The sequence below is a fragment of the Flavobacterium fluviale genome (assembly GCF_003312915.1).
Taxonomy (GTDB): Bacteria; Bacteroidota; Bacteroidia; order Flavobacteriales; family Flavobacteriaceae; genus Flavobacterium; species Flavobacterium fluviale.
Map to the genome: position 1 here is coordinate 1,282,388 of NZ_CP030261.1, position 13,587 is coordinate 1,295,974.

Here is a 13,587-nt window from a genome sequence, read left to right on the forward strand (position 1 = left end):
ATATTAATCTCATTTAACGCAATTTATCATGCCCAAAAAGGGATGTATTTTTTGTATTTTCGGGAATTACTTAGTGGATCATCGTCTTTTATTAAGCCCTCACTTATCGTGTCTTTTATAATTCTTGAAGCTATGGCGGAATTTTGTTCCTCAATTTGGAAGCGTTCACGTAAGCTTTGGTTTGTCATTATGTCATTTGAAACATAACATAGACAAGCATGTTGGTAACATGCTCTGACCTTATCTTTCTTGTCTAAATGGTTAAGTTCTTTATAGCTAAACATAGTAATTCTTGTTCTTTTTTCTGAAACTATGAAATCAACAGCAGGTAATTGGAACATCTCGTTATAAAAAATAACTTTATCAATACCACTTCCTTTTTCTTCGCAGATTCCAAATCTCCTCAAGACATCAGCTAATTTTTCATTTCGAGAAATATATTCGTCAATAAAGCGTTGTGGAGTTATAAGTGGAAGTCCTGGATTTGAAATTTCAATTCGATCTGAAAATATTTCGATCATCGGAAATCCTTTTTCATTAAAATCTTGATGAATTAAAGCATTTGCTACTAATTCTCTTATTGCGATTTCAGGATACATTTTTGTTTCTTTTCTAAAAGCCTTTCCTATTTCTTCGTTTGCTGGTAACTGCCCATTAATCCAGTCAATTAACCCGTCAAAACCAACAGCATATCCTCTTTTGCCTATTTGTTCTCTTATTGTCTCAACTTTATTTTTTCCTTTATAAACAATTACTCTTACTGCTTTTCTTCCTATTTCATCAAATTCTTCAAGATTTTTGGCTAGTAGAATAGCTCCTAATTTTGTTATATCGTAAAGTTCTTTATTCTTTTTTATAAATTTTTCAGAAATAAATTTATCAATTACACCTTTTTGAGTATTTGGATATGGAAGTTTTAATAGTTCAAAATAAGTTTGAGAATTTAGTAAGCTTATTATTTCAGAAGATGTAACATTTGCTTTAGCGACACGATTTTCTAAAGGCTTGTCTGGAGCTTTTCTCCAGATTTTCCCTTCTTTCTCGGGGAATTCACTTAGTTTTCGGGTATAACTGCCAATTCTAATATATGATGTATGTAAAAAATCTACTGGGCGGTTTTCTGCACATGGGATTATAATCATAGATATATTTATTCCGTCGTCATATTCAAATTCATGAAACCTGAAATCTATTTTAGGGGCTAGTCGATTCATTAACCAACTTTCTAATTCGTCACCACCTTTTTTATGTGATTTTATTTTGAAAGTGGTTCCAATAACTTTATGAGTTTTATCTTCAACTCCGAAGATTAGATAACCAAATGGGTGGTTGTGTAAGCATGCGCCATTTGAAAGTGCGGAAATACGTTCGCCAATTTCCTCAGCGGAATGAAAATTCAATTTGAATTCAACCCATTCACTTTCATTTGGCTGTTTAATTAAGTCGTTTACTATATTTATTAACTTTTTTTGTTCCATAATCAAATAACCATCAAATAAGAAAGCCTTGATTTTATTGGCTTTCTGTGTAAAAATACTTCAATTTGTCAAATAACGATCAAATAAGATCCTTATTTTATTTATTTTTGTTAATAACTTTATGTTGTTTTTTCAGTATAATTTATTAATCGAATTTTTTTGAGAGTTTTTACTTCAAATACAAATAATGGTTAAAATAATCAATAATTGCCTTTCCTTCCAATAAAACATCGGCACCAATAATACCGTGAACAGGTTTGGCTTTAAAAGATTCCAAAGCTTCGTTTACATGCGAAAGATCAAAAATTACAATGCTGAAGTCCTTGTTTTTCCAAGATCCTAACTGCAATTTGTTTTGAGACGAAATCTGCGTTTTCATTCCGCTGCCACCGGCTCCAGATGCTTTTGTTTTTGAGTTTTTTGCAGCCAATTCAAAAAGTTCAATACTTTCAAAACCCACGCAGGTGTTGGACGCGCCGGTATCTAAAATGAAATTTCCAGATATACCGTTAATTTTGGCTTTAATCTGCAAATGCTGTGTTTTAGTGATTTTGAATTTTATTTTTTTGTAATCCTCTTTTTTGAGAATCTCATGAAGATTTTCCATTTCTGTAATGATTGAAATCCAAAAATAAACCAATTACTACCAAAAAACTAACGATACAGGATATAATTTGCAGGTTTTTATTGCTCATTTAACACGCTGGAGTACATTAATTTTTTTGCAAAAAAGATCGAATATTCTAATTCTAAAGAAGTAATTAATAAAATAAATTTTGTTTTTACGTGAAGCCGTAAGATAATTAGGATTTTTAATTTTAAATTCGATCTGTTTTTCTAACTAACCCAAAAAAAACTTAACCAAACTAACCATTGTAAATGAAGAAAATTACGCTGCTTCTTTTTATCATTTTTTCTCAAACCATTTTTAGCGCAGGCAAAATTACTGAAACCGAAAAGCTTTCTGCAACCTGCAAAGTCTGGGGGTTTTTGAAATATTATCATCCGAAAGTTGCTGGAGGAGAAGTTAATTGGAACGATCAATTAGTAGAAAAACTTCCTAAAATAGAAAAAGCGCAGACAAAAGAAGAGTTTTCACTAATACTAGAAAATTGGATTGATGATTTAGGACCAGTAAAAGAAACAGCGCCAATTGCAGTACCAAAAGATGTAAAATTTTTTGACAAGAATTTCGATTTAAGTTGGTTTAATAATAAGCTGTTTTCTAAAAGACTTTCGAAGAAATTAAAATTTATTGAAGACAATAGATTTCAAGGTGAGCAGTTTTACATATACGGAGTAGAAAATGCTGGGAATGTTGGTTTGAGAAATGAAAATCTTAAGCATCCGGATTTTACATATAAGAATTCAAAACTTCGAATGGTATTTATGTATTGGAATTTAGTAGAATATTTTTTTCCGGATAAATATTTAATGGATCAGAAATGGGATATTACTTTAGAAAAAATCATACCACTTGTAATTAAAGCAGATAATCAGGATGATTTTTATGAAGTAATGAGAAAATTGGTATCAAAAATTAATGACAGTCATACGGAGTTTTATGCTTATACAAATGCAGCAACGCCAAAAATAAGAAACTACTTTCCAGGCTACGGTAAGATCATTGATGATAAACTTATAGTTACAGAAATTTTGGCTGATAGTCTGGCTCAGGCAGATGATATAAAAGTTGGTACCGTAATTACAAAAATAAACGATAAAACAATAGAGGAGCTTATCGCAGAGAATAGAGATTTTATTTGTGCTTCAAATGAACCTAAATATTTAGATAAACTGGCAGAGAAAATTTTAAGAAGTTACACTGATGATAAAATAAAAGTAGAGTTTTTTAAAAACGATAATTATGAGACAAAAACAATGGTTTGGTATAATTATCATGATTCGCACAGAAATGAATTTAAAAAAGGAGCACGAAAAAAGAAGGAAAAATTTAAGCTTTTAGATCATAATATCGGTTATGTTGATATGGGTGTTATTGGCGTTAAAAATATTCCAGATATGATTGAAGCACTAAAAAACACTAAAGCAATTGTTTTTGATATGAGAAATTATCCTAAGGGGACTTTTGAAGCAATAGGAAATTTTTTAAATCCACAAGAAAAGAAATTTGCAATTTACACACATCCAGATTTAAGCTATCCAGGACGATATAAATGGAGCGAAGGAACTTCAATAGGTTTTGATAATAAGGAGTATTATAAAGGTAAAGTGGTTATTTTGCTGAATGAAAAAGCACAAAGTCAGGCAGAATGGACTGCGATGTGTTTTCAAACGGCCGGAAATACAACAATTGTTGGAAGTCAAACTTCTGGTGCAGACGGAAATGTTTCCATATTTGATTTCGAAGGATTTAATACACAGTTCTCAGGAATTGGCGTTTATTATCCAGACGGACGCGAAACACAAAGAATTGGCATCATTCCTGATATTGAAATAAAACCAACCATAAAAGGAATTCAGGAAGGAAAAGATGAGGTTTTAGATCGTGCCATATTGTTTATTGAAACTGGAAAATAGTTAAAATTTATGTCATCTTGAGAGAAGTCGAAGGCTCAATAAGCATTTCGAAAAGAATTGGGGGCTTTTCTTTGCTTACTTCGACTTCGCTCAGTATGACAAAATAAAAAATTGAATCAGCAGACCTTTGTCAAAGCTCACAACTTTGACAAAGGTTTTTTGTTTTCTATACAAATTCTACAAAATTGCTATTCTTTTAATATTGTCGTAATTTTGACAGCTTTAAAATTATATCATTGAATTTGAAACCTATTATTACAGATACGCACACTCATTTATATTCTGAAGAATTTGATCAGGATCGCGATGAAATGATTCAGCGCGCTATCGATGCCGGAATTACACGCTTTTTTATTCCAGCTATCGATGCAGCTGCGACTCAGTCCATGTACGATTTGGAGAAAAATTATCCTGAAAATATATTCCTGATGATGGGACTGCATCCCACTTATGTAAAAGATAATTATCTCGACGAAATAGCACATGTAGAAACTGAATTAGCTAAAAGAAAGTTCTATGCAGTTGGTGAAATCGGAATCGATTTGTACTGGGACAAAACACATCTTAAAGAACAACAGATTGCTTTTAAGAGGCAAATTCAACTAGCAAAACAATATAAACTTCCAATCGTAATTCATTGTCGAGAAGCTTTTGACGAGATCTTTGAAATTTTAGAAGAAGAAAAATCTGAAGATTTGTTTGGGATTTTTCATTGTTTTTCCGGAACTTTATTACAAGCGCAGCAGGCTATTTCTTATAATATGAAATTAGGAATTGGCGGAGTTGTAACATTCAAGAACGGAAAAATTGATCAGTTTTTAAATCAGATTGATTTAAAACATATTGTTTTGGAGACAGATTCGCCTTATTTAGCGCCGATTCCTTACAGAGGAAAAAGAAATGAAAGCAGCTATTTAGTCAATGTAATTTCTAAGCTGGCAGCGTTATATGATGTTTCTGAAGAAGAGATTGCAGCAGTCACAACTCAAAACTCCAAAGACGTTTTTGGGATTTAATATAATCGTTACTTTAATCTAAATTTTTTTTTGTTCTTTTGCCCACTTAAAATCGATATAAATAATGCAGAAATTTGATGCCATTCGACCGTTTTATGATTCCGAAATAAATGAAGCACTTCATGATGTGGTAAATCATCCGATGATGAAAACCATGATGAACTTTACTTTTCCGGAAGTAGAAGATGAGGTTTGGAAGGATCAATTAAAGAAGACACATTCGATTCGTGATTTTCAATGCAACTTTATTTATAATACAATACAAAAGGTTTTAGAAAAAAGCTCTGAAGGACTTACAACTTCTGGTTTTGAAAAACTTGAAAAAAATACTTCTTATTTGTTTATCTCAAATCACAGGGATATTCTTTTAGATACAACATTACTAAATGTCTGTCTTTTCGAACATGGTTTGGTTATGACGGCATCGGCGATTGGAGATAATCTGGTTAAAAAAGCTTTTTTGGCTACTTTGGCAAAACTGAATAGAAACTTTTTAGTTTTAAGAGGATTAACACCTCGTGAAATGCTTCAAAGTTCAAAATTATTAGCCGAATACATGGGGCAGTTACTGCTTCGCGAAAATCGTTCGGTTTGGATTGCCCAAAGAGAAGGAAGAACAAAAGACGGAAACGACGAAACCAATCCAGGAGTTTTAAAAATGATCGGAATGGGTTCTGACGAAGCAAACTTAATGGATTATTTTAAGAAATTAAAAATCGTTCCAGTTTCGATCTCTTATGAATACGACCCTACAGATGTTTTGAAAATGCCGCAATTAATGGCAGAAGCAAACAACGAAGTTTACGTTAAAGATAAAAACGAAGATTTCATGACCATTTTAAGTGGTATTATGGGAACTAAAAAGAGAATCCATATTTCTGTTGGAGATGTTTTAGACCAAGAAATAGACCAAATTGTAGCTGAAAATGATAATGTTAATAAACAAATTCAGGCTTTGGCACAAACTATTGATGATATGGTTTTGAAAAACTACCAATTATGGCCAACTAATTTTATTGCTTACGATATTTTAAACGAGACTGATAAATTTGCACACAAATACAAAGAGAGCGAAAAATCGCTTTTTGAGCGTCGTTTAGAAATGCGTATCGGAAGCGATAATCCTGTTACCAGACAAGGATTTTTGGCAATGTATGCCAATCCTGTTGTCAATAAATTAAAATACCAAGATGTCATCTAAAGCAAAAATATTATTGATTTATACCGGAGGAACCATCGGTATGAGCAAAGACTTTGAGACAGGGGCGCTTAAAGCCTTCAATTTTGGTAAATTAATACAAAAGATTCCAGAAATTAAACAATTGGACTGTGAAATCGAATCTATTTCATTTGAACATCCAATTGATTCTTCAAATATGAATCCCGAAATGTGGACAAAAATTGCCACAATTATCGAGGAAAATTACGCTGTTTATGACGGATTTGTCGTCCTTCACGGATCAGATACAATGTCATATTCGGCTTCTGCATTGAGTTTTATGCTCGAGAATTTGTCTAAACCTGTTGTGTTTACTGGTTCTCAGCTTCCAATTGGAGACTTACGTACAGATGCAAAAGAAAACCTGATTACAGCGATTCAGATTGCTTCTCTTCTAGAAAACGGAAAACCAGTTATTACCGAAGTCTGCTTGTATTTTGAATACAAATTGTACCGCGGTAACCGAACTTCTAAAGTAAATGCAGAACATTTTAGAGCTTTTACAGCACCAAATTATCCTGAATTAGTAGAGTCTGGTGTTCACCTAAAATTAAATAGACATTTATTTCTCCCAATAAATAAAAACTCCGATTTGATCGTTCACAAAAATCTGAACAATCATGTGGCAATAATCAAAATGTTTCCAGGAATGAGCGAAGTAGTTTTGGCTTCAATTCTTGCTATTCCAGATTTGAAAGGAATAGTTTTAGAAACCTACGGCTCAGGAAATGCTCCGACAGAAGATTGGTTTTTAAATTTAATTGAGAAAGCAATTCAGTCGGGATTGCATATTGTAAATGTTACACAATGCTCAGGCGGAAGCGTAAATATGGGTCAATACGAAACTAGTACAGCTTTAAAATCGCTTGGAGTTATTTCAGGAAAAGACATTACTACCGAAGCAGCAATTACAAAATTAATGTACCTCCTTGGTCATAATATTCCACAAAACGAATTTAAAGATATTTTTGAAACTGCTTTGCGCGGGGAGATATCGTAGATTAAAATTACAAAAAAATAAAAAATAAAAATTCCAAACTGAATGAATCTCAAAATTGGAATTTGGAATTTTTTATTTTGAAACCTCTTTTTATAATTCTCTGAATAATTGGAATTTGGAATTTTTATATTGGAACTTCCCTCTAAAATTGGAATTTGGAATTTTAATTTTTGGAATTTTGATAAGGAACTGGGCAAGTCTCCAAATCTTCTGAGGCTTTATGATTTTTGTAATATACATACACAATTACAGAAATAATACAGATAACTCCTTGAATGACAACAGTATTCCGAGTTCCGATAAAGTGAGAAAGATAACCAATAATTAAACTTCCCACAGGAATCATACCTTGATAAGCCATCATGTAATAACTGATACTTCTAGAACGCATATTTACAGTACTCTGCGTCTGAATATAAATGTTGATAGAAGAAGTTTGTCCCATCATTCCCACTCCGCTTAACGTCATGCAGATTAAAGCAACTGTCAAACTGCTAGAAACAGCCAAAATAATAATACTAAAACCAAGAAGTAAACTGGCGGCAATCATCAATTTATTCATGTTTTCAGCCGATTTCAAATTCGCAATATAAACGGCCGATAAAACAGAACCAATTCCGGCAGCGCTTTCAAACCAACTGAAAGTCTGAGCGTTTCCGCTAAAAATATCTTTAGCAAAAACCGGCATCAAAGTATTGAAAGAAATTACAAACAAACTGCTGCAGGTAAGCATAAGAAGCATTCTCGCCATTTCGGTTTCTTTTTTTACATAATCCAAGCCTTCAATAAGATCATCCAGCATATTTAACTTATTTTCGGCTTTAATGTGCGGTGTAATTTTCATCATCAGCAATGAAATCAAAACAGGAACATAGCTAACAAAGTTCCCGATGAAACAAATATCCTCTCCATATTGGTGCAGAATAATTCCCGCAAGTGCAGGTCCGGCAATACGGGCAAAGTTGTTCATTGTAGAGTTAAGCGCAACGGCATTTGGAAGATCTTCTCTTTTATCAACAATATCGATCATCATCGTTTGACGGCAGGTCATATCAAAAGCATTGATAATTCCCTGAATAAGACTCAAAGCCAGAATAAAGTTGATATTGTAAATTTTAAGGTAAATAAGCAAAGCTAAAGTTCCAGCCTGAAGCATTGCAAGAGACTGCAAAACAATCATAGCACGGTGTTTATCGTAACGTCCGATAATGCTTCCTGCCAAAGGAGCTAAAAACAGAGACGGAATCATACTTAAAAAAGTCGCTAATCCCAGCAGAAAAACAGATCCTGTTATACTGTAAACCATCCAGCTCACGGCGGTTTTCTGCAGCCAGGTTCCAATTACGGAAACAGATTGACCATAAAAGAATAATTTGAAATTTTTTGATTTTAATGCTTTAAACATAACCTTGAAATATTTAATACAAAGGTCGGGATTATGATTTCATTAGAAAAATTAATAATTTTACTGATAATAAGTAGTAAAGCTTATCAATATGGAAATTTATCAATTGCAATATTTTATCAAAACCGCTGAGGTTTTGCATTTTACCAAAGCTGCAGAATTGTGTTTTGTAACACAATCAGGACTTTCACAGCAAATTAAAAAGCTGGAAGAAGAGCTTGGAATGCCACTGTTTAAGCGAATTGGAAAAAAAGTACAACTGACAGAAGCAGGTTCGGTTTTTTTAATTCATGCTAAAAAAGTGGTAGAAAAAGTAGAAAACGGAAAACAGGCAATCGAAGATTTAAACGAAATGATCGGCGGAGAACTTCGAATTGGAGTTACATATATTTTTGGTCTTTTGATATTACCAGTTGTAAATGCGTTTGCTAAGAAATACCAAAATCTCAAAATTATTGTCGAGTATGGAACTACCGAGGTTTTGGAACAGAAATTACTTGATAACGAATTAGATTTAGTATTCGTTATTTCGTCACACGAAATTGAAATGCAGATTCAGAAAGTACCATTATTTGCTTCAAATATGGTTATGGTGGTTTCTAAAAATCATGCTTTAGCCCATTTGGATAAGATCGCTTTTAAGAAAATAGAAGAGATTCCGCTGATATTGCCAGGCAAAGGATCCAATTCGCGAGAATATGTCGAAGAACTGTTTAAAAAGTTTAATATGAAACCTAAAATTTCAATAGAGCTCCAGTCCATTCACGCATTATTGCAAATGGTAGAAAATAGCGATTGGGCAACAATTGTTGCCGAGATGGCTCTAAAAGATTGGGACGATCTCAAAGCTATTCAAATTACAGGAGTTATTACTAAACGAGATTCATATATGCTCACGCTGGGAAGCTACCAAAAGAAAGCAGTAAAACTGTTTATGGAAGAATTTAAAAAAAGCATTTAAAGTAAATTTGCATTTTGTTTTTGTAACTCAGATTTTTTTGTGTTCTTTGCAGACCAATAAAGAAAGGTGTCCGAGTGGTTGAAGGAGCTAGCCTGGAAAGCTAGTATATGGGTAACTGTATCGAGGGTTCGAATCCCTTCCTTTCTGCGAAATAAAAACAAAAAAGAGATCTGAAATTTTCAGATCTCTTTTTTTATATAAAACAATTTATCTTTCTAAGATTCCGTTTGTTATTTATTAAGAAGTATAGTTTTTATACAAGTTTTTAATTTAAAAGCAAATTCTCCTTATGAGAAAGAGTATTTGTAATTTATTCTAATTCAGATACTTTGAAAGAATTGGATCTTTATCTGGATTATGATACCCCATTATTATTTTGTCTTTGAATGCTTTCTTTGAAATCACAACAAGCTGACTGCTAATGTAATTTCCAGTTGGAGAAAATGTTAATTGATAAATCACATCGTTTTTGTTCCAAATAAAATTCTCAGGATAGGTAAGAGTGTAATCATCAAGCACATCATCCTTTACTTTTTTGGTTTCGTTGGGAAGTTTCTCAAGAAGAAGCCGCTGGGATTTATCTGTTTCATCATACGGATTATCTTCACTTTTGACTATCTCAGTTGGGGTGCCCAGCTTTTTTTTAAGTAACTCTAAAAGTGCAATGCTTTGATCATTTTTGACATTTATTCTCATAAATGCAATTTTGTTATCATAAACAGTTATTGCTGTACCCATAACATCGTTAATTGGAATACCGCCATAGTTAAGCTGTGCTGTGTTTTTTTCTCCCATAAACACATAATTTGTAGAGAGTTCTCCTTTGTCTACTAATTTCAAACTGGCATCTTCTCCTTTAACTACAGCTTCATAATGTCCTTTTTGCTCTGTTTTGGAAGAAAAAGAAAGTCCATCAAGATAGGTTTCTGCATTTTGATTAAAGTCTATAGTAGATAAATCTTGTGACTTCGTGGAACAGCTCATCAGTAGTATTAAATTTAATGAAATTAAAATTTTGTTTTTCATAGTTAAAATTTACTGCTATTGGAAATTTGATTTGTAAGTCTTCATTTTCATACTAAGAAAGATAAAGAATTTTTTGCAATAAAAAAACTACAAAGCTTAAAAACTACAATTATTGATTCTCTTTAACAGAAAGCTTAATTATTAAAAAAATAAATTCTAAATTAGTATAACAATCTTATGTAAAGAGTATGAAATCAATATTATGCGCCATTGTTTTGACTTTATTACTATCTTCCTGCGCTTCATTTTCGAACAGAATGGTAAACAAAAACAAATCATCATTGTCAGAAAATGATTTAGTAAAGCTGGAAGGAACCTATGTACTTTTTCCTGATGCGAAGTATGATAAAAAAGGAAATTTACAAACAATTGATTCGGAAAAGCCTGAAACAATACACAGCCTGAATTATTTTGTAAAATCAGAAAGGTTAAGATATGAATATTCAGATTCTTATCGTGTTGAAGTAAAGTTATTGGGTAAAAACCGATTGCAATTTGTGACCAAAAAAAAGGACTCAATTGTTGAGAATGTCGAAATGGGAGGAAAACTGAAAAACGGATTTTTTTATCTGGATAATAAATACTTGAAACGTCATGGTGTTCCGTATCTTGCTGGAGGATACGACAATCATAAAACCAGAATTGGACTTTCAAAAGATAACGGACTTTTGGTCAATTATGCTTATGATAATTCTGGTGCCTTAATATTTATGTTTTGGGCTGGATCTACTTATAATTTGGCCTGCCATTTTAAACGTATTGAAAAATAATGAGTCAATACAAATATCACTTTCGTCCAGGTTATCAATCTGCAGAACTTTTAATAGATGTTTTTAGCGGTGCTGAAAGCGAAAATTTCAATTCTGATTTTCTGTATGCGATTCAAGAAATAAAACCGAAAATGATTGACATTCTCGATTTATGGATGAACGATGAAATATTAACGACGTATGATTCTGAAATTGGAAGTTTTACAATTTCGAAAGATATCTGGGGTTTTGCTTTTATAATGGCAGAAAATAATCAAGATGGTTTGGCGAGGATTGATTCGATTTTGGAACAGTCGGAACTTTTTGAAAAAGTGCAAGTTGATTTTGAAAATTATAAATGAAAATGAAAATTTCTAATATAGCCCCGATAGAAACGATATCCTTTTGTGGCGGGGTTCGCCGCAAAAGATATAGTGCATAGCGGGACTAAAGGTGTAATGAAAATGAATTTTCTGCTTCTGATAATGAAAATATTAATTATGCAGTGCTTTTTTTATCTCCGGCATCATTTTGTCCACAAACATTTTATAGGCTGTTTCTGAAGGATGTAAGCCATCTGAAGCCACCAGATTTGGACTGTTGAGTCCTTGGCGCGTAATGTCTGTAATGGATACAAAAGCAATTTGGTTGTTGATGCAATACTTCTCTGCAAATGAGTTGTACTGATCTATTTCTGAAGAAATCGTTGAGGTTTGATCGCCAGCGAGAGCTTTTCCGTAAGGTGTATACGCATAATCTGGAATAGAAATGACTACAACATTTTTTCGGTCGCCTTTGGCGAGCATGATTGCTTTGGTTACCAATTCTGGAAACTCTTTTTCATAAACCGAAAAATTTCTACGTTGATACTGGTTGTTAACGCCGATTAAAAGTGTAACGAGATCGTAATTAGGTTCTGGATTTTGTGTATTTATGGACGAAAGTAAGTTGGATGTTGTCCAGCCGGTTGTTGCAATTATTTTCAGCGAAATTGTACTAGAGTACATCGCGTTTAAACTAGTTTTTAATTGTTCTGGAAAACGACATGTAGCACAAACACTCTGCCCGATGGTATAACTATCGCCTAATGCTAAATAGTTGATTGAACTTGCAATGGGCGGATTTGGTGTCGTAGGCGGATTTACAACTGGAGGAGTAGTTGTAATAGGAGCGGGCTCTTCAGATGAACTGCAGCTCAGAAGAAATGCAGACAGTATAATGGTAACTATTTGTTTAAAATGTGGTTTCATAATTTGTTTAAATTTAGATTGAGGTCGTTTTAAACAAATAGTTACGTTAAATATGCGGGTTTGGATTTATTAAACCATTTCGGTTTTCATCACAATATCTTCTTCAATTGCATTCCAAAGTCCGATACGTCTTTCTAGAGCCAGAATAGAAACTTCTTCTACTTCTTTCCATTTTTGAGCATCATCTTCGCATAATTCTGTAATCATCTGCATGGCCATTGGTCCGTGTTCGTCAGCATCCAGTTCGATATGTCTTTCAAAATAATAAAGCAATTTAGTCAAATCGACTTCTGGAAGATTCTTTTGGAAATTTTTCAGAATTTCGGTAAACATACTCGGAATTAAATCTTCTCTTCCAAAAGTAAATGCAGCAGCAATTTCATGCGGTTTTCCTTCTTCGATTACTCTGAAAGTAAAATCTAAGAAAGCTTTCACATTTGGATGTAAATTGCTTTGTTTAATGGCAACAAATATATTATGAAGCGAACTTACTTCTGACAGGAAATTTAAAATTCCATTCGTATCGGCGCCACAAGCTTCCATGGCTTCTAAATACATTTCGTAATGACTTTGTCTTCTTCCGTCAAGCGTTAAATCTGTTTCTTCGGCAAGAACAATTTCATTAATTAAATAACGAGTCTCTGGATTTTTAGTAGCAAACCAAGGCGTTGTTGTGCAGGTAAGTTTGGCTTGTAAAGCTTTTAATAACGACATAAAATCCCAAACAGCAAAAACATGACTTTCTAAAAAGCTATGTAAGTCATCTATGTTTTGAATCTTATTGTATAAGGAATGTTTTAAAAGTTGGTCTTTTTGTGGCTGTATGCTTTTGTTTACTGCTTCAATATTCATTTTTGGGAAAAATTTTGTGCAAAGATAAAAAAGCTTCTTTGTTAGAAGAAGCTTTTTAAATCGATTTTGTATATATTTTAATAGTTGTCT

General features: G+C 32.8%; 13 protein-coding genes and 1 tRNA gene. 8 read left to right on the forward strand and 6 right to left on the reverse strand.

The window, feature by feature from the left end:
- Positions 1-26: 26 nt before the first annotated feature.
- Together HYN86_RS05785 and HYN86_RS05790 are read right to left on the reverse strand one after the other, a co-directional pair.
- Entirely contained in the window at positions 27-1,478 is a 1,452-nt protein-coding gene (locus HYN86_RS05785; protein ID WP_113677182.1) for an RNA-binding domain-containing protein, read from the reverse strand.
- 169 nt (positions 1,479-1,647) lie between these two features.
- Positions 1,648-2,085: a retropepsin-like aspartic protease gene (locus HYN86_RS05790; protein ID WP_113677183.1), complete on the reverse strand. Its 438-nt coding sequence runs from the start codon at positions 2,083-2,085 to the stop codon at positions 1,648-1,650.
- A gap of 272 nt (positions 2,086-2,357) precedes the next feature.
- Here HYN86_RS05790 and HYN86_RS05795 point away from each other — a divergent pair, with 272 nt between their 5' ends.
- The 4 genes from HYN86_RS05795 to HYN86_RS05810 all read left to right on the forward strand — a co-directional run bounded on the left by HYN86_RS05795 (position 2,358) and on the right by HYN86_RS05810 (position 7,254).
- A complete protein-coding gene (locus HYN86_RS05795; protein WP_113677184.1) occupies positions 2,358-4,019 on the forward strand; it encodes a S41 family peptidase in 1,662 nt (553 codons plus the stop codon).
- 236 nt (positions 4,020-4,255) lie between these two features.
- The gene (locus tag HYN86_RS05800) at positions 4,256-5,035 is read left to right on the forward strand and encodes a TatD family hydrolase (RefSeq protein ID WP_113677185.1); all 780 of its coding nucleotides are present in this window, start codon (positions 4,256-4,258) and stop codon (positions 5,033-5,035) included.
- Positions 5,036-5,099: 64 nt separating this feature from the next.
- The gene (locus HYN86_RS05805) at positions 5,100-6,236 is read left to right on the forward strand and encodes a 1-acyl-sn-glycerol-3-phosphate acyltransferase (protein ID WP_113677186.1); all 1,137 of its coding nucleotides are present in this window, start codon (positions 5,100-5,102) and stop codon (positions 6,234-6,236) included.
- Entirely contained in the window at positions 6,226-7,254 is a 1,029-nt protein-coding gene (locus tag HYN86_RS05810; RefSeq protein ID WP_113677187.1) for an asparaginase, read from the forward strand. Before HYN86_RS05805 ends, HYN86_RS05810 begins: the two co-directional genes overlap by 11 nt.
- A gap of 163 nt (positions 7,255-7,417) precedes the next feature.
- Here HYN86_RS05810 and HYN86_RS05815 read toward each other — a convergent pair whose 3' ends face one another.
- Positions 7,418-8,659 (reverse strand): MFS transporter, encoded by a 1,242-nt coding sequence (locus tag HYN86_RS05815; RefSeq protein ID WP_113677188.1) that lies wholly within the window; start codon positions 8,657-8,659, stop codon positions 7,418-7,420.
- Positions 8,660-8,750: 91 nt separating this feature from the next.
- Here HYN86_RS05815 and HYN86_RS05820 point away from each other — a divergent pair, with 91 nt between their 5' ends.
- Both HYN86_RS05820 and HYN86_RS05825 read left to right on the forward strand, forming a co-directional pair.
- Positions 8,751-9,620, forward strand: coding sequence for a LysR substrate-binding domain-containing protein (locus HYN86_RS05820; protein WP_113677189.1), 870 nt, complete (start codon positions 8,751-8,753; stop codon positions 9,618-9,620).
- A gap of 60 nt (positions 9,621-9,680) precedes the next feature.
- A tRNA-Ser gene (locus tag HYN86_RS05825) sits at positions 9,681-9,767 on the forward strand.
- A gap of 168 nt (positions 9,768-9,935) precedes the next feature.
- Here HYN86_RS05825 and HYN86_RS05830 read toward each other — a convergent pair.
- On the reverse strand, positions 9,936-10,604 hold the full coding sequence (locus tag HYN86_RS05830; RefSeq protein ID WP_162789303.1) for a hypothetical protein: 669 nt from the start codon (positions 10,602-10,604) through the stop codon (positions 9,936-9,938).
- A 230-nt stretch (positions 10,605-10,834) separates the two neighbouring features.
- Here HYN86_RS05830 and HYN86_RS05835 point away from each other — a divergent pair, with 230 nt between their 5' ends.
- Entirely contained in the window at positions 10,835-11,416 is a 582-nt protein-coding gene (locus tag HYN86_RS05835; protein ID WP_162789305.1) for a hypothetical protein, read from the forward strand.
- Positions 11,416-11,757: a hypothetical protein gene (locus tag HYN86_RS05840; RefSeq protein WP_113677192.1), complete on the forward strand. Its 342-nt coding sequence runs from the start codon at positions 11,416-11,418 to the stop codon at positions 11,755-11,757. Before HYN86_RS05835 ends, HYN86_RS05840 begins: the two co-directional genes overlap by 1 nt.
- Before the next feature lie 132 nt (positions 11,758-11,889).
- Here the strand turns inward: HYN86_RS05840 and HYN86_RS05845 are convergent, their stop codons facing one another.
- Positions 11,890-12,645, reverse strand: a complete 756-nt coding sequence (locus tag HYN86_RS05845; RefSeq protein WP_113677193.1) for an SGNH/GDSL hydrolase family protein — start codon at positions 12,643-12,645, stop codon at positions 11,890-11,892.
- Positions 12,646-12,714: 69 nt separating this feature from the next.
- Complete coding sequence (locus tag HYN86_RS05850; RefSeq protein WP_113677194.1) at positions 12,715-13,497, reverse strand: DUF3050 domain-containing protein; 783 nt, start codon at positions 13,495-13,497, stop codon at positions 12,715-12,717.
- Between the last annotated feature and the right edge of the window lie 90 nt (positions 13,498-13,587).

Bases quoted from the DNA above. Each gene is read 5' to 3' on its own strand.
- HYN86_RS05830 (WP_162789303.1), bottom strand. From the start codon at position 10,604: ATGAGCTGTTCCACGAAGTCACAAGATTTATCTACTATAGACTTTAAT.
- HYN86_RS05840 (WP_113677192.1), top strand. From the start codon at position 11,416: ATGAGTCAATACAAATATCACTTTCGTCCAGGTTATCAATCTGCAGAA.
- HYN86_RS05815 (WP_113677188.1), bottom strand. From the start codon at position 8,659: ATGTTTAAAGCATTAAAATCAAAAAATTTCAAATTATTCTTTTATGGT.
- HYN86_RS05785 (WP_113677182.1), bottom strand. From the start codon at position 1,478: ATGGAACAAAAAAAGTTAATAAATATAGTAAACGACTTAATTAAACAG.
- HYN86_RS05795 (WP_113677184.1), top strand. From the start codon at position 2,358: ATGAAGAAAATTACGCTGCTTCTTTTTATCATTTTTTCTCAAACCATT.
- HYN86_RS05850 (WP_113677194.1), bottom strand. From the start codon at position 13,497: ATGAATATTGAAGCAGTAAACAAAAGCATACAGCCACAAAAAGACCAA.
- HYN86_RS05810 (WP_113677187.1), top strand. From the start codon at position 6,226: ATGTCATCTAAAGCAAAAATATTATTGATTTATACCGGAGGAACCATC.
- HYN86_RS05835 (WP_162789305.1), top strand. From the start codon at position 10,835: ATGAAATCAATATTATGCGCCATTGTTTTGACTTTATTACTATCTTCC.
- HYN86_RS05845 (WP_113677193.1), bottom strand. From the start codon at position 12,645: ATGAAACCACATTTTAAACAAATAGTTACCATTATACTGTCTGCATTT.
- HYN86_RS05805 (WP_113677186.1), top strand. From the start codon at position 5,100: ATGCAGAAATTTGATGCCATTCGACCGTTTTATGATTCCGAAATAAAT.
- HYN86_RS05790 (WP_113677183.1), bottom strand. From the start codon at position 2,085: ATGGAAAATCTTCATGAGATTCTCAAAAAAGAGGATTACAAAAAAATA.
- HYN86_RS05820 (WP_113677189.1), top strand. From the start codon at position 8,751: ATGGAAATTTATCAATTGCAATATTTTATCAAAACCGCTGAGGTTTTG.